Genomic DNA, 23,437 nt, shown 5'->3' with positions numbered 1-23,437 from the left:
GATCAAAAGCGGACTTTTTGAACAACCTCTTAGAGTATACCGTGCGATAGATCCGGCTCTGAACATTGCACATTGTGCGAATGCTTCACGTAGAAGTTCAGCTTGCCGCATGTCCCCTTCGGATCACAGCCCAGCCATGAATTCACTAGATCCATATCATGAGAAACCATAATGAAGGTCATATGGTGATGTTCATGCAGATGCTGCAGCAGATTGAAGAAATCCTTTTGCGTTTCCGTATCGATCCCAACTGTCGGCTCATCCAATATGAGCAGTTCAGGCTTATTCACCATCGCTCGTGCTAGAAATACACGCTGCTGCTGCCCGCCCGATAACTGCCCGATGCGCTTATCCGCCAAGTCCTCAACCCGCATCACACGCATCGCATCGCGGCATTGATTGATTTCCTCTTGCTTCACCCGCCGGAACATTCGCCGGCGATTGTACATGCCGGATTGTACGACCTCCATCACAGTCGCTGGAAATAATGGATTAAAGGAATTCTTCTGCGGCACATACCCAATCCGATCCCATTCCTTGAACCGATTGATCGGCATTCCGAACAGCTTAATTTGCCCTGAGGTGGGCTTCAGCAAACCGACCATCAGTCGCAGGAGCGTCGTCTTGCCAGCGCCATTCGTGCCGATAACACCTACAAAATCCCGCTCATATACGGTGAAGTTGACATCGCGCAGAACCGTCTGTCCTTCATAGCTAAAGCCAACATCCTCTATTGAAATCACCTGGTTATGGCAGGTGTCCGTCATATTCATCATTGTGCTCATTGTGCCCTCTCTCTTCCTTGCACGAACCGTCCAGCCGTGCAACTCTCGGTAACGGACATTGATCCGTTCCTCATTTATTGTAGCGCGACAAGGAGATTTTGCAAATTGCGTTCCATGAGCGTTACGTAATTGTCCCCTTGATCTGCTTGCTGCTTCGTTAAGCCTTCAAGCGGGTTCAATACAAGTGTGCTCACACCCGCTTCACCAGCCAGTGTATTCGCTAATTGATCCGATACAAGCTCCTCAAAGAATACATACTTTAACCCCTTCTCCTTCACCAGCTTCGAGAGCTTCACCAAATCTTGCGCTCTTGGTTCAGCATCAGGCGTAATGCCCATAATTGCATGCTGCGTCAATCCATAATCCCGGCACAAGTATCCAAATGCATGATGGGATACCACTATCTCACGCTGCTTCAGCGAGCTTAGCTTCTCCGTATATAACTTATCTACGGATTCAATCTTCGACTTTAGCTGCTTATAATTTGCTTCATATTCACCCTTATGCGCACCATCGGCTTGAACGAGTGCATCCTTAACATTGCTTGCCATCGTCAAAGCGGATTTTGGACTCACCCACGTGTGCGGATCTGTGCTGCCATGTTCGTGTTCATGCGCATGTTCGGAAGCATCGCCTTCTCCTTCGTGATGCTCGTGCTCGCTTCCATCTGCCTCAATGAGAGGAATGCCCTTGCTTACCTCAAGTGTCTTCACATTAGACGAGGAATCCAAGCCTTTCAAAAAATCGTCCAGCCATGTTTCGAAGCCTGCACCATTGACGAGCAACAGCTGGGCATTCGATGCATTATGCAGGTCACGGCTTTTTGGTGTCCAATCGTGTGGCTCAATCCCAGTTGGAATGAGATTGATGGTATTTACATGTTCGCCGCCAATTTGTTCTGTTAAAAATGCAATCGGATAAAAGCTCGTAACAACATTAAGTTTCCCTTCTACAATACCGGATTGAGAACCTTGTGTACATCCTGCCAACACCAATGCGAAGCAGCACAGGGTCAACAAGGAATGACGCAATCTTCTATATTTACTTCTCAGCTTCATATGAATAACTCCTTCTGCGCAAATTATGTAGTTACGCATGTTAATTTTCTGTAATTCGTAATGATTACTATTAAGATTATAAAAAGGCTTTTCTCCCTTGTCAATCCTAACTTTTCTGCCATTCCAATTTCCTGCCTGCATACTCATTGGAAGCAGATGTGACAAAATTGTAAGGCACTCTCTATCATGTTACTCTTTGACATCATTGATAGACGATACTAATATGATAGAGTGCCTATTCCTACCGTTAGGCTCAAAACTATATCGAAAAGAATAAATTAAGGAGTGAATGATTTGGATTGGATCGAATGGCTGAAATATGCCGTGCTTGGATTGGTGCAGGGTTTCACTGAACCAATACCGGTATCGTCAAGCGGGCATTTGGTTATTGCTGAGCGATTATTCGGATTACATATCGAAGGTCTCGGCTTTGAGGTGCTCGTTAACTTTGCCTCCTTGCTAGCTATTTTGCTCATTTATCGTAAAGATATCGTACGGCTTACCGTAAATACGTTCCGCTTCCTGTTCACACGCGCTCAGGATGCAAAAGACGACTTCATGTTCGTAATTTATTTAATTCTCGCTACGATTCCAGCAGGGATTATCGGAGTGGTGTTCAAGGATACGATTGCAGATGTGTTCAAAGGTGTTAAGATTATCGGAGCAACACTGCTCGTGACTGCACTAGCTCTCTGGCTGATACGCAACTTGCGCGGCCGCAAGGGAGACAAAGATCTGTCATTTGGCGAGACGTTCATCGTTGGTCTGGCGCAAGCGGTTGCGCTCATTCCAGGGATTAGTCGTTCCGGTTCAACAATCGTAGCTGCGATGGCATTGGGATGGAAGCAGGAAACTGCCCTTCGCTTCTCCTTCTTTTTGTACATTCCGGTCAGCGTTGGAAGTATGATTCTCGAAGGGAAGGATATGATCAAAGACCCGACACTGGGGCAAATGATGATTCCATACTTGCTTGCCTTCGTATGCTCCTTCGCTGCATCCTACTTCGCTCTGAAATGGTTCATGGGCATTATGGCACGCGGCAATCTGAAATGGTTCTCGCTCTATTGTGTATTTGCAGGACTGTTCGTCCTATTCTTCGTCAATTAATAACGTTCGACAAATAAAGGCCGGGATCGTTAGATCTCGGCCTTTTTCTATGGCAATTCATACCCTAATCATCCACGTATGCCTGCCACCTATTTATTTCGTTCAAACTTCTGTTACTTCACAATTGCACCATTCGGCATGCTGTCTGGGACTGTCGCAACCGTCAATTGACCGTCCTTCGAAGCAGCCAAAATCATACCTTGGGACAAGACACCCCGCAGCTTCACTGGCTTCAGATTCGCTACACAGATTACCTTGCGTCCAATAAGCTCTTCTGGCTTGTAATATTGAGCGATTCCAGATACAACCTGACGCTGTTCATAGCCCATATCCAATTCCAATCGCAACAGCTTATCTGCTTTAGGAACAGGTTCACAATGTGTCACTTGTGCAACGCGCAGCTCTACCTTCGCAAAATCATCAATTGCGATTTCTTCCTTGGCATCTTCCGGCTTCGCCGAACCTGTCTCAGCTGCAGCAGCACTGTTGTCTGCTTTGGCTTGGCCAGGTGCTTCTTCAGCTGCTGGCTCTGCCTTCTTGCCTCCGTTCATTGCTTCAGCGATGATTTGCACCTCTTCTGCTACTTCCAGACGAGGGAAGATCGGGTCACCCTTCACGACCTTGGTTCCGTTCGGAATGGCTCCGAATGTGCGAACAGATTCCCAAGACGTAATCGTTTCCGCTTCAATACCAAGCTGAGCCCACACCTTCGCTGGGGCTTGTGTCAAGAACGGCTGCAGCAGAATGGAGGAAATACGCAGGCTCTCTGCCAAATGCGCCATAACAGAAGCCAATTCTGCACGCTTGGATTCATCCTTCGCAAGTGCCCAAGGCTGTGTCTCATCAATGTATTTGTTCGTACGGCTGATGAACTGCCAGATGGCAGTCAGAGCTACGGAGAATTCCATATCTTCCATAGCTGCTTCCACTTTATCCACTGTCTGTGCAGCGAAGGCAGCAATTTCACCATCGAATGCTGTAACTTGGCCTGCATATGCAGGAATCTCGCCGTCGAAGTATTTCTCGATCATTGCAACGGTGCGGTTCAACAGGTTGCCTAGATCGTTCGCCAAATCGAAGTTAATACGCTCTACGAAGCCTTCTGGCGTAAACGTACCATCTGATCCGAACGGCACCTCGCGCAGCAAGTAGTAACGAAGCGCGTCCAATCCGTAACGATCAATCAGCATAACAGGATCGACAACGTTGCCTTTGGACTTCGACATTTTGCCGTCCTTCATCAGCAGCCAGCCGTGTCCGAACACTTTCTTCGGAAGCGGAAGATCAAGCGCCATCAGCATAATCGGCCAGTAAATCGTATGGAAACGAATGATCTCTTTCCCGACCAAATGAACATCCGCTGGCCAGTACTTCTTGTACAATTCATCATTGTCCGAGCCATATCCTAGAGCGGAAATGTAGTTGGACAGTGCATCGATCCACACATAAACAACATGGTTCGGATCGTCTTTCACCTTCACGCCCCAATCGAAGGACGTACGGGATACAGCAAGGTCTTCCAAGCCTGGCTTAATGAAGTTGTTAATCATTTCATTTTTACGGGATTCTGGCTGAATGAACTCTGGGTTCGCTTCATAGAATTCCAACAGACGATCCGCATATTTGCTCATGCGGAAGAAGTAGCTCTCTTCCTTAACCAGTTCCACAGAACGGCCGCAATCCGGGCAGTTGCCATTCTCGAGCTGACGTTCTGTGAAGAACGATTCGCAAGGTGTACAATACCAGCCCTCATACGTACCCTTGTAAATGTCACCTTGCTGAACCAAGCGGTCGAAAATCGTCTGAACCACATTCTTATGACGCTCTTCAGTTGTGCGAATAAAATCATCATAAGAGATATCCAGCTTGTTCCACAGTTCCTTAATTCCACTTACAATGTTGTCAACGAACTGCTGTGGAGTTACCCCTGCGTCCTTCGCCTTGCGTTCGATCTTCTGACCATGTTCGTCTGTACCCGTCAAGTAGCGAACATCAAAACCGCGCAAACGCTTATAGCGTGCCATTGCGTCCCCTGCTACTGTTGTGTACGCATGACCGATATGCAGCTTGTCGCTTGGGTAGTAGATCGGCGTTGTGATGTAAAATGTGTTGTGTTGTTGACTCATTGTTCGTTCATCCTCCTCAGCATATGCCTCTTCATGCAGCAAATCCGATGTTGTCTTTCTTGCACTTCACTAGAGTTTCAATCAAAGCTTCGACAAAAGCTTCAATAAACAGAAAAAGCCCCCGCCCAATTTGGGACGAGAGCTGTATCTCACGTGGTACCACCCAATTTCCCACCTGCATACATATCGACAGGCGGCTTCATTGTGACCGGTATGTAGCCGATCAAGCATTCGTTAACGGGAATGATGCGCCAACAGCTTACGGTAGAGCCTGCTTCTCGCAGCTCAATCACTCGCTCACCATCAGTTCCTCCCGGACCATGTTCGGAAGAGCGTCCATACCGGTTCCCAGCAATACCGGCTCTCTGAAATGGCTTCTCTGCTTACTTATCCGTTCCTCGGAGATATCGATTTCCAATTATGTGCATCCAACAACTACCCTCAAATATAAATCAGGAACTGTCCCTCTGTCAAGGACGCTTCGGAGGAACCTTGTCTATTCCTCCAGGGTGAAATGGATGGCACTTGGCGATTCGCTTCATCGTCAGCCATGTGCCCTTCACAGGCCCATGGACTTCCAATGCTTCCATCGCATAAGTGGAACATGTCGGATAGAAGCGGCAAGTAGGCGGTTTGAGCGGTGATATCCATTTGCGGTAGGCTCGTACTGGTGCCTGTGCCACCTTTGTTCCCAGACTTCGTCGAATTTGACGTTGGTCATCTTCATGCTCAGGTGTGTCCTCACTTGAGGAACTCCATCGCTTGCCTTCTTCCTCCGTCATATCCCGGTTCCACCTGTATTATGGTTAGGTATAGAAGTTGAATTGTCCTTATCTGTACATGTAGAGCAGTAACCAAACACTTCGAATTTATGTTGAACGACCTGAAATTGATCAGGTACATCGGTCTGCGACATCGGGCAGAAATGGATCGGATACGTCTTCTCACACTGCAAACATATCATGTGATGGTGATGATGCCCATCTGCACAAGTTACGCGGAACTTGACTCCATCCTCGAACACTACCTGCTCAAGAACACCTAGATCGAACATGATTCGCAAATTGCGGTATACCGTGTCGAAGCTCAAGCCGGAATAGCGCTTCCCCATAAATTCGTATACATCCTTAGGTGTTAAATATCCATCCGTGTCAGCGAACAGCTTCGCCAAGGTTCGACGCTGATCCGTAATTCTCATCCCTGAATCAGCCATTTTCTCTATAATTTGTTCTGTCTTCAGCATCGAAGTCCCTCCTCTATGATGTGGAACCCGTCACTACTATAATGCGCTATTACTAGCGGTAAAGTCAAACCCGAAGTATAGAAAAAGGACTGCCCCTATTCTACAAAAATCGGAGACAGTCCTTCTCAAAAAAAATGGCTCAATGTTATACAAAATGAGTGCTCTGGTTATTCCTAATGCACAAGAAGATTCCTACTGGGTTAAGACTTCGCCTTCGGAAGTGGCATGAATATGAAATTGACCGGCAAGCTGCTGCCTGCTGCAGGAGAGAATAAAATCTCAACCTTTTCTTCATAATCTCCTGTACGATAGACGACACTTGCTTCATTCGAACCTTTTAGCAATCCCTGATTCGGCGTATTTACCGCCTTACCATTTACTAATATGGCACCAGTATATGATCCTGCGCGCGAATTGAAGGCGATAAGTGTGTTAGGCGCGACCTTGTTCAAGTGGATACGATACAACACTCCATAATTGCCCGCATTTAGACGATCTTCAAACGTCATCATGTCGGATCCGGTAATGTACTTATCGCTATTGTTATCTGCGATTAACAGGCGTTCTTCCTTGGTACCAACTGTTTCGTCCACCGTGAACACCCGATCGGCATTTTCGAATGTTCCGCGGATATGCTTCCCGTCAATCGGCAGCTGAGGCAAATTCTCGAATTCTTTTAATACATCCTTCTTCGCATCCAGCGCTACGATCGTATATTCAAGCGTACTATCTCCGTAGAAATCCGAATATAACGTAAACACATCTCTCGGCTTGAATGTAGGATTGCTCAATTCCGGTACTACAATTTTCGTTTCATTCGGCTTCAACTTTGTTTCCGTTGTTTTGCCATCCTCAAATGATTGGAAATAACGAATTGTCGCCTTCATCCCCGTATCTTGCGGACTGGGACTAGGCCCTGCAAAGCCTTGGTGCTGCACCGTCAAGGTAGCCGGATCATCGGATACGTTCGTGACCAAAATGTAAAACTTCATATTATAATTGGTCGAATTCAAATGGTGAGCAAAAATCCGCGCTCCGCCTGCAACACGATCTTGATATAGGATTCCATCTTTCAATACTTCTTCTGGACTGTTCGCGCGGTACAATGCACGGCGTTCTTCGGTCACTTTTGGTTTGATTTCCTTATAACCAAGAATAGACCCAGCGTCTACTTGATATTTATCCCCTTGTGGTGTGAACAATTTGTTAAAATCATCGAACGTGTACAGCACTTCATCCGTTACGGAGATCGTTTGGCTTACTTCAGCCGTAAGGCCGTACTTGTTCTTCACTTTCAGCGTAATTGTCTTCTCGCCCGGCTCGAAGAATGCCGGTTGCTTGTTCACCCACTCGCGTTTCAATTCCGTATCTTCTTCATCCGTACTTAAATCGTCATATTTAATCGGTTCACCCATTTTATATGTCGTTTTATCCGTACGGAAGCTTGCTACTGGCGGTGTATGCGGTCTTGTAACCGTAATTGTCTGGGAATACGGATCACTCCACTCCCCATCCTCATCACGTACGCGCAGTGTAATCGTATATGTGCCTGGCTCGTCATAGATTTCTTGATTCCCGTCCCAATCTACTTCAACAATCTGACGGCCACGTGGATGCGTGGATTGATCTGTGAATGTAACACGAGTCTCTCCTGCAATAATGTCTTTCTGATCAACTTTAAACTTCGCAATTGGCTTAGCGCTAAGCTGAATGATGATGCGCTTCGATGCTTGTTCCCACTTATATGGAATTGCCATTGCATCCATCGCGGATGTAACTGGAACCATGAATACGCTATTTGAAATATAAGAAGCGCCCTTCATTTTTGTAGAGACACCGTTTACCCGATAGTCTGCACTTCCCATTTTGTAACGAAGTTCTTTGTCACCGTTCTTGATGATCGTTTCCTTCGTCTTGTTATCAAAGTCCAGCTTGAATCCAAAGCGATCTATCAGTGAACGAATTGCGATATAGGAAACGCCCTTCTTGACCGTAATCGGCTGTGGAGATGTGTATTCAATCCCATCTTGATAGATCTTATTGCTGTCTGCAATTAGGACAACAACATTCTTATCATATTCCCCAGGTAGAACGGATTGAACACGTGCCTGCGAAACTTGCTTGTTGTCTTGCTGCTTCTCTTCCTGATTGCTGCTGTCTTCCGCAGTATTTGAAGACTTATCCGTTTCGACTGTACCACTTACCTCAGTATTCGTCGTCCCCTCTGCAGCGAACACAGGTACTACTGTGAACAATTGCACTGCGGCTACACAGGCAACGAAAAGCTTTTTCCAAGATTTCATAGTAAATGTCCTACTCCTCATCCATCGTTTATATTTCGAAATGTTAATACAATGTGTAGATTGAACATAGTTATAGACGCATTCCTGGGTAAAAAGTTTCTATTTTTTCATTCTTTTTTTAAGGAATATTAAATGAAAGTAAATATTTACATTTCATTTTCTGAAATCATTGTGATTTTACATTTTCTTCATATCAAGAAAAAAGACCTGCACCGATCGATCGGTACAGGTCTCGAGATGAGTTCTATTGCTGTTTCGCGTAAGAAGCACTGTGCCCAAATGGGTATTGCTCCGAAATCGTAACCGGCAGTTTGCCCTTCGGCTCCTGCAGGCCGAGCAGCACATTCCCCAGAGCTTTCATTGCAGCAGGGCGGTTCTCATAGCAGCACAAGTACGTAGGTGCATCAGGGAATTGATTCAGATCATATGGATTGCGAGTCGATGCAACAATGACGCGTGTATTGCTGCGTGCTAACAATGCATTCACCACATCAACCTGTCCTTGATGCAGCTTCGATACTGGATTGTAAGTCAGGATCACAATCTGACTATATCCTTCTGTGCTTGCCAAAATTTCTTCCACTTCAACGGGGTCTGGATCATTGTTAATCCGGAGCAGCTCCACATCGTTCATATGTGGTTGCAGTGCAGATGCCAACGTATATTCCTGTACGATAAGATCATCGACCTCTGAACGAGTCCGCACTTGAGGCCAGATCACAAGCGTCTTCGCGCTGCGATCAAGCGGCAGTGCACCAGCCTCATCCTTAACAAGCGTCGTACTGTCCTCGAACATACGATCAACCAATGCCTTAGATTCAGGCGTAGCGAAATAAGAAGCGAAATCCTCTGGAACTTCTGTCTCTTCGCCCATATGACGCTTATTTTTCAAGGTAATGATACGATCGATGGATTCGTCGATGCGCGATTCAGCGATGCGACCGGTACGAACAGCCTCGCACAGCGCTTGAATCGATGCAACTTGCTCTTCATACGTATGGCTGACTAGCAAAATATCAGCACCGGCTTCAACTGCGCGCACCGCACCTTCAGCCACACCAACTTCCTTCGAAATTGCATGCATTTCCAAGCAATCTGTTACGATCAAGCCATCATAGCCCATGCGGTGGCGGAGCAGCTTCGTAAGCACATTATGGGACAACGTAGCTGGGATGGAATCCGGCTCAAATGCAGGGAAAATGACATGCGCCGTCATAATGCAATCAACACCCTCTTGAATCGCACGAGCAAATGGAGCAAGCTCAACTGCAACCAAACGTTCCTCATCATGCGGTACAGCAGCAAGGCCGTGATGAGAGTCGACAGCCGTGTCGCCATGTCCTGGGAAATGCTTCGCCGTTGCAGCCACATTTGCCTCTTGCAGGCCGCGAATTTGTGCAGTTCCAAGTTCAGCTACCAGATCAGGACGTTCACTGTATGAACGAACCCCGATGACAGGATTCTCCGAATTGTTGTTCACATCCAAGCTCGGTGCGAAGTTCATGTTAATGCCAAGACGGAGCATCTCTTCTCCGCAAATACGTGCAGCCTCATAAGCATGCTCAGCACTGCGCGTGGCTCCAATTGTCATATTGCCCGGGATTAGCGTAATATCCTCCCAATCGATCCGTGCTACCATTCCGCCTTCTTGGTCAATACTAATGAAGAGCGGAATATTCGTCTGTTCACCGGAAATCTCTTGCAAATGATGAGATAACGCACTTACTTGCTCTTTGCTAACTACGTTGCGCTTGAAATAAATAATGCCTCCAACGTGGTGCTCCTTAATCAAGGAACGGATATTATCGTTTACCTCTGTCGTTGCGAATCCACACATCACCATTTGACCAATTTTTTGCTCAAGCGTCAGTTGAAGTTTACTCATCTCACTCATCCCATCCTCTTCATATCGTGAATTCTTGATGTGATTCATTTAAGCGTTATCATTTTTCCGTCTGAACGGCATCCTCGCGATATTCCGTCGGCTTCTTGCCTGTGTACTTCTGGAACACCTTGGAGAAGTACCGTCTTTCTGAATATCCAACAAGTGCACCAATCTGTGTAATGCTCTTATCTGTTGTGCGGAGCAATGACATCGCCAGCTCCATTCGCTGACGCGTCACGTATTCAACAAACGTTTCCCCGAAATGATTCTTAAACAACAAACTGAAATAACTGCAGCTGATTCCTAAGTAATCAGCCATTTCTTCGACGCCGATATCTGAGCCTAAATTGCGGTGAATATAGTCTTTGGCTGATATCATCAGGAGCTCGCTCGACTTCTTGTTCATCGCGTGTTCCTTCGTATGATCGACTAACTCCATAATCGCACACATTAAGTCCTTGACGCCCATCATATGCTGAAGCTTATTCCACACCGCTTCTTCTTCTTGTGGTGTAACTAGTTCCCACTCTCTCATCTCACGAATTAAGTGAATGATGACATAATGAAGGAACGTCTCCGCGCGTACAATGGACTGCTCAGACATATACATCAGGCTGGATTGCAAGGCATGCATTCCGTCATCGACCTTAGAGCGATCATTCTGCTTCATCCCCGCCACGATATCTTCGACTAACTGCCACTGTGAGACAGAGGCCGCCTGTCTTGCTACTGAGCCTTCATCGACAGATACGAGCTGTTCATCATCGGTATGCAAAATAAGAGTACGCTGCAGGCGTTTGTACGTATGTGCCAAGCTCATGAGAGGGATCGGACCATTATCCCATGCAAGGCTTACGGTCATCTTCACATGGCCTCGAACCGCCTGCTGAATTTCCTGTGCCCAGCGTGCCATATCGACCGAAGTAACCTCATGCTGGTCACGATAGCATTGAAGAAGTACGCACCACTCCCCTTCACGCATTTGCAATACGGCATATTTATTCCAATCATCCACTATAGCATCCTGCAGCACGTTGCGAACTGCGAAATTCCACAGCTTGCGCTCATTGTCACTCCAAGAGGCGCTTTGCTGCGCATAGCCATCCAAGTCAACGAGCAGCAGCGAGTAAGCCAGCTTGTCAATCGGCTGCTCTTCATCGACCATGAAGGCCGCAAGTGCGCCAGTGGAGAATCCCATAAGAACATCGAACATCATCTTCTCATAAGCGAGACTAATCATGCGCCCCCAGCGCCTTTCCGACAGCTTCTTCTCCAGTTGACGGGTGCGTACAAGATCAGCAAGCTTCTTCACGGTCAATTCCAGCTCATCATAGTTAATCGGCTTCAGTACATAATCACGAACACCATGCTGCATTGCGATGCGAGCATACTCGAATTCCTGATAGCCCGTCAGCATCATAACCTCGGCCTCACAACCCATTTTACGAATTTCTCGCAGAAAGTCCATACCGTCCATAACGGGCATACGAATATCACACAAAATAATGTCTGGCTCGTGCTGCCGCACCATTTCCAGCCCTTCCACACCATTGCGAGCTGTGCCTACCAATTCAACATTCAGCTCATCCCACGGGATGACCAGCTTCAAGTTGTTCAAAATCGGTACCTCATCATCAATGAGCAAAGCCTTCACACTCATAACGTATCACCCTGTTCGTATTTCGGTATCACACACTGAATCATCGTTCCCATCTGTGAAGCGGAACAGATGAACAATCCATAACCAGGACCATATCGAATGCGCAAGCGATCTGCTACACTGCGGACTCCGAGTCCCCTACGTTCCGTATTGTACGACTCTTCTTCCTGCGGCAGAACCGATTTTTGCTCATCGGAGAGCATATATTGGAACTTTCTTAATTGTTCATTCGACATGCCCATCCCATTATCCTCTACCCGAATGAGAATGCGATCTTCATCCTCAAATGCGGTAATGCGAATCCATCCTGTGTGCTCAATTCCATCAAATCCGTGTTGGATTGAGTTCTCGACAAGCGGCTGCAGAGTCAGCTTCATCACCTTGCAGTGCATGATGTGTTCCGGTACGTCAATTTCGAAGTTGAACAGCTCTTCGAATCGGAACTTTTGAATTTCAAGATAGCTCTTCAAATATTCAAGTTCTTCGCGAAGCGTAATTTCCTCTTTATCCTGAATGCTAATGCGTAAAATATTGCCTAGGCGATAAACCATCTGGCTAACCTTGCGCCCTTCATTTTGAATTGCCAGCACATTAATCGATTCAAGTGTATTAAATAAAAAGTGCGGTTTAATTTGAGCTTCCAGCACTCTCATTTCCGCCTTATTCTTCTGCTGCTGCTCATTCTTCACTTGATCAATAAGTCCAGACACCCGATCCATGAGACTATTGAATCCATGCGAGAGCATACGTAGCTCATCTCTGCCCTCTTCATCAACACGGGCGTTCAGATCACCATGCTCAACCCTGCGCATAAATCGAACGATGCGCGTAATGTTGCGCGTTATTCGGTTCGTAAACAACAGGTTGAACAGCAGCGCTCCAAGGATGCAGAGGAATAGGATGGTAGATACCCATTTCAGAAATACGACCATCTCCTTCGAGAGAGAGCTCCAGTCGCGCACGGAGATCAAATACCAGCCGTAATCACTCATGGGGTGGTACGTGATCACACTTTCGCGTTCCCCAAATTTGTCCTTGTAGCTTACATAAGTATTTTCGAACTTGATCGGCTTCGAAGCATAATCAGCGATCATATGGCCAGCAAGCTGCTTCGAGTTGTCGTATAGAATCTGCCCATCGCGATTGACGATAAAGAACTTCGTATTCTCCATCTGATCAGCCGTATAAAACTTGTTAAAGAACGTGTCGAGATCCCAGTTCTTAATCTGGATGATCGATATTCCAATTGGCCTCATCGTCGATAGATCCTTTACAACTCGAATCTGGGTAAAGACCTGCTCAGAGCCAGTCAGTTCTGGAAATTCATTTGGCCCGACCCATAACGGAACCCCGTTCAAGTCCATGACTTTCTTAAACACAGGATGCTTTTTGAATTCATCAAAAGGCATTTCCTTGAAGTTGTCTTTGGAGAAGATTGGGATAATCCCTTCTCTTTGTGCATATGGGCTGAAATTGTACAAAAAGGCATAACTAATCGCAGGATGGTTGAACAGCAGCTTGCGGAAATTCTGCTGGCGTTCGTTCATCCGGATATAGTCCGTGCCTTTTAGCGTATCATCAACTTGCTTTCCGACTGGCCGCCCCTGTTCATCCACGAAGTAAAGCTTTCCATTATCGTCATATCTGACGACGCTTGAGCTTACCATATCGTGTTCGTAAGGATTAGGCGATACCAACGCCTTCTGGAAGACGTTATTCGCAATGCCTGTGTCGGATACTTTATTGATTTCATCGAATATGTAGCCGATGCTGTGGCTCATGGCCCGCATCGAGAATTGCGCTTGCTCACTATATTTCTTCTCTAGCAAATTAAATGTAATCACAAATGTAATCGTTCCAAGTAAAAGCAAAGGGATAATGATAAGCAAAATAAATCCACTAAACATCTTAAATCGTAAATTCATTGTGCACATTACCCCTTTACTCTCTCTCTAGTCATCTATGAATATATTAACACGTAAGAGCTTACATTTCATGCAGAAACTATGAAAAGATTAGCCCTTAACCCCGCCTGCTGTGAGACCTTCAATAATTTTCTCTTGCAGGATTGCGTAGATGACCATAACAGGTACGACACTGTATACGATACCAGCCGCCATCTGCGCGTAGTTCGTGTTATACGTATCACGGAAGCCGACCATACCGACCGGAAGTGTACGCAAGTTGTCTGTTGAGATAAAGAAGTTTGCGAGCAAGAATTCATTCCAGTTGCCGAGGAAGTTGACAATGAATACAGTCACGAGCGCTGGAACCGTCAACGGCAAGATGACTTTGAAGAAAATGCCTGGTGCCTTCAAGCCGTCAATTACAGCTGCTTCCTCAATCTCAGACGGGAGACTTCGCATAAATGCCGCCAAGATAATAATCGTAAATGGTATTGCCCCTGCCGTGTAAGGAACATATAGGGCCCAGTGCTTATCGAGCATGTTCAAGTTCTTCAAGATGCCGTAAATCGGAAGCAGCAATGCATTGCCCGGAATGAGCAAGCCTAGCAAAATAAACTGGAACACTGCTGCACTCATCTGCTTATAGCGCATACGTGTAATCGCAAAGGATGCAAGAGACGCGATGAGAATCGTTGACACGGATGCTGCAAGTGAAATGTACAAGCTATTTACGAAATAAGTGCTAATTTTGGCATTGACCCAAGCTTTCACATAGTTATCCCAAGCAAATTCTGTCGGCAAACCGAATGGATTCGCTGCAATGGCTCCGTTGTCTGTCTTTACCGATGAGAACAAGACAAACAGGAATGGGAATAGAATAACCGCCAAATACAACAGTAGGAAAATATGAGGGGTGCCCTTTTTCAGCTGTTTCATCATTAGTATTCAATCCTTTCCGTTCTACGCGCAATAAGTACTTGGTAAAGCACAGTAACGATGAGCGTGAACACGAAGATAAGGACTGCGATGCTGTTCCCATAGCCATATTTGAAGCTTGTAATCGAATGCTTGATCATATATGTTGCCATAACATCGGTTGCCCCTGCCGGGCCGCCCTTGGTCATAACGATGACGATATCTGCCGCCTTCATTGCACCTGCGATCGATAGCATAATAACCACGGAGATGATCGGCATAATAAGCGGAATCGTAATGCGCATCGCACGTTGAACGCCAGTTGCGCCATCAATCATCGCTGCTTCGTCAAGATCTTTCGGAATCGCTAGAATTGCAGCCAACACCATAACAATGTAGAAACCGGTCCACTGCCAAGCGTTCGTAATCAAGATCGAAATCATTGCCGTTTTCTTGTCTGCCAGCCACATAAGCGGATCGATACCGAACAAACCTAACAGCTTGTTAAGAAGCCCTGTGTCCGGATCGTAAATGAAGCCCCACAAAATACCGATGACGGCCGTGGACATAACAGACGGCATGAATACTGCTGTCTTGTACAATCCTTTCAAACGCTTGACATTGGAGATGAGCAGTGAGAAGAAAATGATTAACGGGACTTGGACTAACAAAGAGAACAAAATAAAGTATCCATTGTTCTTCACCGATTCCCAAAAGTCTGGCTTACTCATCACATTGAGATAGTTGTCAAAGCCAATAAATGTAACGTCCTTCGATATTCCGTTCCAACTCGTAAAGCTGTAGTAAATCGCATTGATTACCGGGTATATAAAGAATGCGATGAACAAAACGAGCGTAGGAAGCAAAAATAACACATATGTTAAGGGGTTTCTTAATGCTTTGTTCATATGATTTCCCTCCGTCCGTCCCACATCGTAATCATACTGGTTGACTGCTGCTCAGGATGATAAATGAGCACCACCCCCCGATACGGACAGGTGGTGCTCATTGTGGTCAAGCTTGCTTTTTATTTATCTTATTTCGATGCTGCGTTCGCTTCTTCTTGTACTTTTTGCACGGCATCCAGAGCCGCTTGCGGTTCAGCTTCGCCGCTAATCATTTTTTGGAGCTGTTGACCGAGTGCAGTATTCACATCCGCTTGAACGAGTGCGTCAAATGCAGGCCATGTGAATTTCACGTCTTTCATTTGAGCCATAATCGCTTTAAGCAAATCATTGCCTTCGGCAGCTGTATCCAGCTTCGCCTGGTCAATCTTCAATGTAGGGATAACGCCATCTTCCTTCAAGCCGCGCAATTGCATGTCTTCATTGTAAAGGTTCTTGATGAACGCTTTCACCGCTTCCATCTTGCGTGGATCTTCAGCAATCTTGGAAGAGAATGCATAACCATTGTTCGAATCGAACATTACGCTGTATCCGTCGCCTTCTTTAGCCGGAGGCATCATAAAGAAGCCAGCCTTGTTATGCAATTTACCGGATTGTGTTGCATCAGCGAATACGGAAGATGCCCAAGATCCGTCGAACATCATAATGGCTTCGCCATTAACCAACTGTGTGCGTTGTGTTGCATAGTCGAGACCAAGCTCGCCTTTTTTGAAGTAGCCTTTCTTGATCCAATCTTGGTGTTTCGCAAATGCTTCTACCATTTTTGGATCGTTCCACTTCGTTGTTCCTTTCGCAAATCCGGAAGTAATATCCGCACCGCCGTAGTAGGACCACAACGTGTTTGTTGTCATCAATGGCACCCAAGCATCCTTGGAGCCAATTGCGAATGGAATTTTGCCGTCAGCCTTTACTTTTTCAGCGATTGCTTCAAGCTCAGCCAATGTTTTAGGAATTTGAATTCCTTTTTCAGCGAAATAGTCTTTGTTATAGAAGTAACCTTCAATTGAAGCACCGATTGGTAAACCGTAGATCTTGTCTTCTACTGTCCATTGTGCAAGAGATTGGAACTTGTCCTTCAATCCAAGCTCATCCAGAATCGGAGCTACATCAAGTATAAGTCCATTCTCCGCGTACAATTTCACGTCTGGGTTACCGAAGGCATCAAAGATATCTGGAGGAGATCCGCTTCCCATTTCTGCACGAAGCTTCTCTTTGCGGTTAACCTCAGAGTCAACACCGTCAAGCTTAATTGTTAGACCTGGAACTTCGGATTCTGTCTTCTTTACAACATCTTGCAAGATAGCGAAGCGATTTTTCTTTGAATCACCCAGCTGCGTATGACGAAGAGTAAGCTCAAATGGTTCAACCTTTTTATCTTCACCAGCTTGGTTCGCTGGCTTCTCAGAACCACTCTCTGACTTTGATCCGCATCCTGTAAGCGCTGTCGTTGCGATGAACAGAAGCGTCAGAATCATTACCAATCCTTTTTTCATGTAAGGACCCTCCCGTATGTTTTTGTCTGCCAGTATCTTCTTGTTGTTTGGTACGCTTTTATTATAATTCGACAATGTCCTTCCTGTAAGGACGACATTTTTACTATTGGGGGATAAAATCCTCTAACGATTGAGGGATAAAATAAAACAGCGATCAAAACCTCGGTTTGAGGATTTGACCGCCAATTTATGAAACACCTAGCATATTTGCTTGTCTAGTAACTTCCCAATTCAGCTCACGCAATACAATTTTTTGTAGAGCAGGTGAATGAATATGAGCTATTTCATTTGCATCCTCTATTTAATTCCCTCTTGTGAAATTGTACAGCCTATCATACAGTTCACGTATAATCGGATTCGTGCTGCTCGCTGCATCGCGCAGAACCGGCCCGCTTCCTTTATAATACGCAGTAAAGCCTTTCCCTGCGAATCCATATTGATAGCCTGCGTTCATATATTCATTGAATCGGCTCCGGAACGTATTATCCGTTAGCATACGATTGTCGAACTCGACTTCCACACCCATGCCATATCGTTTGGCCGTTTGAATCCCATCTACAAGACGATCAATTGATAAATCTTCAAAAAAGTAGTTCGGCTGGTACGTCGCTGCATCGAAGCCTGCGTCCTTCCATATAAAACTCTTATAGGTCAAGGAATGAGGGATCCAGAACGATTTCAGCCCTCTTGCATGAACATCCGAGTTCATCATCCGCAGGAAGTCTGGGGCTGACTTGGACCAGCTAACTTCTTCATCCACCCAGTACATGCCAACCAGCTCAAGGTTGGAGTAGTTGTTCGCATTCCAGCGGTTTTGTACCTCTTGCAACCACCATCTGACTGCCTTCTGGCGTGTCGCCAAGGCTTTCTCTATGCCTACGCTGGCTTCACTAAAGTTCTCCGTAATGCCGTCACCGTCAATATCACCGAAATTCGTCGTGTTCTCTCCAGAATTTGGGAGCATCATGACAACCTTTGTTTTGTGGTTCGGCTGTCCGAGTTGGATTCCTACTTCCTTCGTAGCTTCATTCAGCTGCTTCAAGTCGCCTTGAGCGCCAAATGTTTTATCCAGGTACCATTGCCAATCCGTCAGGAGTGAATCCTTCCCGAAATCACGACCCGCCGGAGATTGGAGACCCAGCATCAACACACCATCAAAGAACCAATCCTGAACTTGTCCGGCTTGATTCACGTAACCAATTTCCGGAATCAGGCTGTCTTTTGTCCACGCAGGAACGTCAGGATAATACCCATTGTAGACAAGTGATAAATTACGGATTCCAGCAGTGTCGACGCCTGGGTACTGGAATTCGAACGGCTTCATATTCACAACAACTGCCCCGTCAGCCTTGCCGTCTGTTCCCATAATTTCAATCTCATCTATAAATGTCCATGCCCGTGGATGCATCGAGAACACAACCTTCACGTAGCGTGCATAGGCCATCGTAGCACCTTGTCCTCCGCCTGCAACCCCATCTTTGCTGCCATCCCATACATAGGTTTGATCAATCGGAGGGCCATTCATCCAGCCACGTTCCGTTGCTTTGTGTCCGACAATTCCCCAATTCACACTATCATCTGACACATATATAGATACGCTCAATGGAAACAAAATCGCTGAAGCCGGCCAATCTTGAAGGAAGTGCGCCCTAACACTTGCAATCGATTTCCGTTGACCAAAGTCAAACGTGACTTCCCGCGCCTTCTTCTTAATGTGCCCGACCCACGCTGGATCCGTCACATTCGCAGCGCCCTTAACGCCATTAGTCAGTTTATTGCCCGGATCTGGATAATTCGATTCCGGCGCTTCCGACCATGTGTAGGTAGAACTCGGTGCAAGATTGCGGAGCTGTGGTGCCGCTTGGGCATTCGGCATGTTCGGAATGATTGACAACAATACCAGCATCATGCTAAGGACAAGTGCTGTCATCTTTTTCTTCATAATCAATATCCCCCTATACTCGTTCATTTTCGAAGAATACGGCCCTGAATCATCTAATGATTAAGCTGCAATCATACCTCCTCTATTCATAAATTCATCCAAGAAAGTTGATCCCTCATGATGCCTGTTGCCCTTTCTATGTTGAACCAGTAGCTAACAGCATCTCTTCACCTACTAGTCATGAGGACAATAGAATGCATTTCAACAGCATATATGTTTGGCGATAAAATATTTTATATGATAGCGCTTCCATTATAGATTAGGGAAATTTCCTTTTTTTTATCCTTACAGCGCATTATAGTTTTTTCCTTCCATTATAGAAATAGTTCTTTTCGATCATTTTACACACAATACTATTGAATGCACGTTCTAAGTGAACACTCTTTCAACAATTGCAACAAAAAAAGAGATGACCTCTTCCCTGCTAGGCAAGTCATCTCTCTTCCTATATAAATAGATATGAAATACACTATACGCTCGTCTGCCCGCGGCCCTTCTCAATAAGCGCATAAGCACGCTCCACCTCTTCTGCAGTCGGGGAAGGAATCCCTTCAAGCGGATACTTCTCACCTAGCTGTTCCCACTTGTATACGCCCATTTGATGGTACGGCAGGATTTCGAATTTCTCAACACCTTGCAGTGTACCGATAAAACGACCCAGTTCAAGCAAGTCCTCTTCATTGTCGTTAATCGTCGGTACGAATACGTGTCGAATCCACATTTTCTTGCCATGCTCAGATAACCAACGCGCCGTATCCAGCGTACGTGCATTCGGCACACCTGTAAGTGCAATATGCTTCTCATTGTTAATATGCTTAATATCCAGCAGTACTAGATCCGTAACATTCATCAATTCTTCGAGCTTCGCTACTTCGTTGAAACCGTTCGAATCCAGGGTTGTATGCAGATCCCAGCGCTGCTTCACTTCACGGAATAGCTCTCTAACGAATGCAGCCTGCAGCGTTGGCTCCCCGCCCGATACGGTCAAACCGCCTCCAGAGCTGCGGTAATAAGGCAAGTATGGTTCAATTTCAGCAAGTACTTCCTCAAGTGTCATTTCTTTGCCGTCACCTAAGCTCCATGTATCGCGGTTATGGCAATATTGGCATTTGAGCGCGCACCCCTGCATGAATAAAATAAATCGTATGCCAGGTCCATCAACGGTACCGAATGTTTCTAACGAGTGAATACGTCCGATCATCTCTATCACTTTCCTCTCCAGCCCATTACAACCTGCTTACATGACAAGAGGGGCGCTCCCTCCCAGCCATTGACCGAGAGGTACTAGGCATGTGGTGTAGTTGCGCCCCTTTACTTATCAAATATCGAGTATATCCTTTACATTGCTCAACTTACTTCAATTTCAACCGTTCAGAAGGTTCTTACATCGAACCATGGAATGTGCGGTTGATTACATCCAATTGCTGCTCGCGAGTCAGTTTGATGAAGTTAACTGCATAACCCGAAACGCGAATTGTCAATTGCGGGTAGTTCTCTGGATGTTCCATCGCGTCCATCAGCTGTTCACGGTCGAACACGTTAACGTTCAGATGGTGTGCATTGCTGCCGAAGTATCCATCCATCATCGATACGAGGTTGGATTTGCGAACATCAAGTTCTTTACCAAGCGCCTTAGGTACGATAGAGAATGTGTTCGAGATTCCATCCAAGCTGTGCTCATATGGAAGCTTCGCTACCGAGCTAAGCGATGCGAGCGCACCCTTCTTATCACGGCCATGCATTGGGTTCGCGCCTGGAGCGAACGGTTCGCCAGCTTTACGTCCGTCAGGAGTTGTACCTGTCTTCTTACCGTACACAACGTTCGACGTAATCGTCAGTACCGATTGTGTTGGCAATGCATTACGATAAGCTTTATGCTTGCGAATCATGTTCATGAACGATTCAACCAGTTCAACAGCGATGCTGTCTACGCGATCATCGTTGTTACCGTAGCAAGGATATTCACCTTCGATTTGGAAGTCAACGGCGATGCCTTCTTCGTTGCGAATCGGTGTTACCTTAGCATATTTGATTGCACTCAAGGAGTCAGCTGCTACCGACAAGCCGGCAATACCGCAAGCCATTGTGCGCAAGATTTCTTTATCATGCAGCGCCATCTCAATGCGCTCATAGCAATATTTATCGTGCATGAAGTGAATCACGTTCAGTGTGTTCATGTACAACTTCGCGAGCCATTCCATCATCTGCTTGAAGCGTTTCACAACCTCGTCGTAGTTCAATACATCGCTAGTGATTGGAGGAAGCTCTGGACCTACTTGCAAGCCAAGCTTCTCATCTTTACCGCCGTTGATGGCGTACAACAAGCATTTCGCCAAGTTGGCGCGAGCGCCGAAGAACTGCATTTGCTTACCGATGCGCATTGCAGATACACAACATGCGATACCGTAGTCGTCGCCGTAGATTGGACGCATCAGGTCGTCATTTTCATATTGAATGGAGCTTGTTTCAATCGATACTTTCGCACAATACTTCTTGAACGCTTCAGGAAGCTTTGTCGACCACAATACAGTCAAGTTAGGCTCTGGAGCAGGTCCCAAGTTGTACAAGGAATGCAAGAAACGGAAGCTGTTCTTCGTTACACGTGTTGTACCGTCAGAAGCCATACCACCGATCGATTCTGTTACCCAAGTTGGGTCACCGCTGAACAGGTCGTTGTAAGCAGGTGTGCGCAAGAATTTAACGATACGCAATTTCATAATGAAATGGTCAACCAATTCTTGAGCTTCTTGCTCTGTCAAAGTACCTTCTTGAATATCGCGTTCCACATACACATCGAGGAACGAGGATACACGACCAAGGGACATTGCTGCACCGTTCTGTTCTTTGATGGCTGCCAAGTAACCGAAGTATACCCATTGGAACGCCTCTTGTGCGTTGACAGCTGGTTTCGAAATGTCCATACCGTGCATTGCAGCCATTTCTTTCAATTCAGCGAGTGCGCGAATTTGTTCTGAAATTTCTTCACGGTCACGGATAGTAACTTCATCCATTGCATCCAGCTCAAGATTCTTCAGATCGTTTTTCTTTTGTTTAATCAAGAAGTCTATACCGTACAGCGCTACACGGCGGTAGTCACCGATGATGCGGCCGCGGCCGTAAGCATCTGGCAAGCCTGTGATAATACCAGCTTTACGCGCCATGCGCATGTCGGATGTATAAGCATCGAATACGCCTTGGTTGTGTGTTTTGCGAATGTCTGTGAAAATTTTGATAACATCTTCCGGCATTTCGAAGCCGTATGCTTTACAAGCATCGATCATCATCTTAATACCGCCAAATGGTTGAATCGAGCGGCGGAACGGAGCATCCGTTTGTACACCTACTACTTTTTCTTTTTCTTTATCTAAGTATCCCGGTTTGTGCGATACGATCGTTGAAGGCGTGTTAACATCAACATCCCATACACCACCGCGTTCACGTTCTTCTTTGGAGAGCTGGCTCACGATATCCCACAGATCCTTCGTGTTTTGCGTTGGGCCTGCCAAGAATGCTTCATCGCCCAAGTAAGGCTTGATGTGTCCGTCCAAGAAGTTCGGGACATCCACGTGAGTTTGCCATTTGCCTGCTTTGAATCCACGCCAAGGATTCATTTCATTTGTTTCTGTCATGTTCTTTTCCATCACCGACATCGTAATCCCTCCATACATGTTTGTTTTTCTGTATGTGTTGTAATCGAATTGAAAGCACACACCCAGCAAGATGTTCTCGTTCCCATTTCACATTGCTTGTGATGATTTTCACGAAAAAGGCTGCAAGGCGGTTATCTTATCTTTCGCATTCGTTCGATAGCTGCCTTTTCGTAATGCCGAGTGAGGCTATGCAGCAAGTTTTTTAGAGGCGAATTCTGAACCTTTTTCGTTCCTCCCTTGCTACGCCTTCATTGTACCTCTTTTCACACTTTCAATTATGTGATATTTATCACAATATAAGCTAGGCAAATGATTTTTTTCACATAATATAATTCAAAATGTTGTAATCTCCACTGCTGCCCTGCTTTTTGCAGGTGCTTAGCACTTGATTAGCACTCGTTTACCGCTTTATAAGCAATGAGTTCAGTAGTTGATAAACAACAAAGACAGCGGGGAAG

Annotated in this window: 17 protein-coding genes; 1 reads left to right on the top strand and 16 read right to left on the bottom strand. The window is 46.0% G+C overall.

The features are described from left to right. Positions 1-29: 29 nt before the first annotated feature. Together BBG47_RS12365 and BBG47_RS12360 are read right to left on the bottom strand one after the other, a co-directional pair. Complete coding sequence (locus tag BBG47_RS12365) at positions 30-776, bottom strand: metal ABC transporter ATP-binding protein (protein ID WP_065291950.1); 747 nt, start codon at positions 774-776, stop codon at positions 30-32. Between the two features lie 83 nt (positions 777-859). Further along, positions 860-1,843, bottom strand: a complete 984-nt coding sequence (locus BBG47_RS12360) for a metal ABC transporter substrate-binding protein (protein WP_021253009.1) — start codon at positions 1,841-1,843, stop codon at positions 860-862. A gap of 294 nt (positions 1,844-2,137) precedes the next feature. Here BBG47_RS12360 and BBG47_RS12355 point away from each other — a divergent pair, with 294 nt between their 5' ends. Then, positions 2,138-2,950, top strand: coding sequence for an undecaprenyl-diphosphate phosphatase (locus tag BBG47_RS12355; protein ID WP_065291940.1), 813 nt, complete (start codon positions 2,138-2,140; stop codon positions 2,948-2,950). 113 nt (positions 2,951-3,063) lie between these two features. Here BBG47_RS12355 and metG read toward each other — a convergent pair whose 3' ends face one another. From metG to pflB, 14 genes are all read right to left on the bottom strand, one after another. Then, positions 3,064-5,076: a methionine--tRNA ligase gene (metG, locus tag BBG47_RS12350; RefSeq protein WP_065291939.1), complete on the bottom strand. Its 2,013-nt coding sequence runs from the start codon at positions 5,074-5,076 to the stop codon at positions 3,064-3,066. Positions 5,077-5,225: 149 nt separating this feature from the next. Further along, entirely contained in the window at positions 5,226-5,369 is a 144-nt protein-coding gene (locus BBG47_RS29900) for a hypothetical protein (protein ID WP_156159919.1), read from the bottom strand. A 177-nt stretch (positions 5,370-5,546) separates the two neighbouring features. Continuing rightward, positions 5,547-5,771 carry a membrane protein insertion efficiency factor YidD gene (gene yidD / locus BBG47_RS12345; protein WP_065291949.1) on the bottom strand — a complete coding sequence of 75 codons (225 nt, stop codon included), beginning with the start codon at positions 5,769-5,771 and terminating at the stop codon, positions 5,547-5,549. An 83-nt stretch (positions 5,772-5,854) separates the two neighbouring features. Continuing rightward, positions 5,855-6,319 (bottom strand): Fur family transcriptional regulator, encoded by a 465-nt coding sequence (locus BBG47_RS12340; protein WP_065291938.1) that lies wholly within the window; start codon positions 6,317-6,319, stop codon positions 5,855-5,857. A gap of 200 nt (positions 6,320-6,519) precedes the next feature. After that, complete coding sequence (locus tag BBG47_RS12335) at positions 6,520-8,622, bottom strand: stalk domain-containing protein (protein ID WP_065291937.1); 2,103 nt, start codon at positions 8,620-8,622, stop codon at positions 6,520-6,522. 244 nt (positions 8,623-8,866) lie between these two features. After that, a complete protein-coding gene (nagZ, locus tag BBG47_RS12330) occupies positions 8,867-10,507 on the bottom strand; it encodes a beta-N-acetylhexosaminidase (protein WP_083189254.1) in 1,641 nt (546 codons plus the stop codon). Positions 10,508-10,565: 58 nt separating this feature from the next. Beyond that, positions 10,566-12,167 carry a response regulator gene (locus BBG47_RS12325; protein WP_065291936.1) on the bottom strand — a complete coding sequence of 534 codons (1,602 nt, stop codon included), beginning with the start codon at positions 12,165-12,167 and terminating at the stop codon, positions 10,566-10,568. Then, entirely contained in the window at positions 12,164-14,092 is a 1,929-nt protein-coding gene (locus BBG47_RS12320; protein WP_065291935.1) for a cache domain-containing sensor histidine kinase, read from the bottom strand. Before BBG47_RS12320 ends, BBG47_RS12325 begins: the two co-directional genes overlap by 4 nt. 90 nt (positions 14,093-14,182) lie before the next feature. Beyond that, positions 14,183-15,010: a carbohydrate ABC transporter permease gene (locus tag BBG47_RS12315; RefSeq protein ID WP_065291947.1), complete on the bottom strand. Its 828-nt coding sequence runs from the start codon at positions 15,008-15,010 to the stop codon at positions 14,183-14,185. A gap of 2 nt (positions 15,011-15,012) precedes the next feature. Further along, a complete protein-coding gene (locus BBG47_RS12310; protein ID WP_021253020.1) occupies positions 15,013-15,897 on the bottom strand; it encodes a carbohydrate ABC transporter permease in 885 nt (294 codons plus the stop codon). A gap of 128 nt (positions 15,898-16,025) precedes the next feature. Then, positions 16,026-17,387, bottom strand: a complete 1,362-nt coding sequence (locus tag BBG47_RS12305) for an ABC transporter substrate-binding protein (protein WP_065291934.1) — start codon at positions 17,385-17,387, stop codon at positions 16,026-16,028. Positions 17,388-17,688: 301 nt separating this feature from the next. Next, positions 17,689-19,329, bottom strand: a complete 1,641-nt coding sequence (locus BBG47_RS12300) for a DUF4855 domain-containing protein (RefSeq protein ID WP_254659811.1) — start codon at positions 19,327-19,329, stop codon at positions 17,689-17,691. Positions 19,330-19,798: 469 nt separating this feature from the next. Next, positions 19,799-20,530 carry a pyruvate formate-lyase-activating protein gene (pflA, locus tag BBG47_RS12295; protein ID WP_065291933.1) on the bottom strand — a complete coding sequence of 244 codons (732 nt, stop codon included), beginning with the start codon at positions 20,528-20,530 and terminating at the stop codon, positions 19,799-19,801. A 181-nt stretch (positions 20,531-20,711) separates the two neighbouring features. Beyond that, on the bottom strand, positions 20,712-22,979 hold the full coding sequence (gene pflB, locus BBG47_RS12290; protein ID WP_065291932.1) for a formate C-acetyltransferase: 2,268 nt from the start codon (positions 22,977-22,979) through the stop codon (positions 20,712-20,714). Positions 22,980-23,437: the final 458 nt, after the last annotated feature.

Source organism: Paenibacillus sp. KS1 (assembly GCF_001680695.1).
GTDB lineage: Bacteria > Bacillota > Bacilli > Paenibacillales > Paenibacillaceae > Paenibacillus_B > Paenibacillus_B suaedae.
Note: the sequence above shows the minus strand (reverse complement) of the source record. Positions and strands in the feature narration are given on the sequence as shown.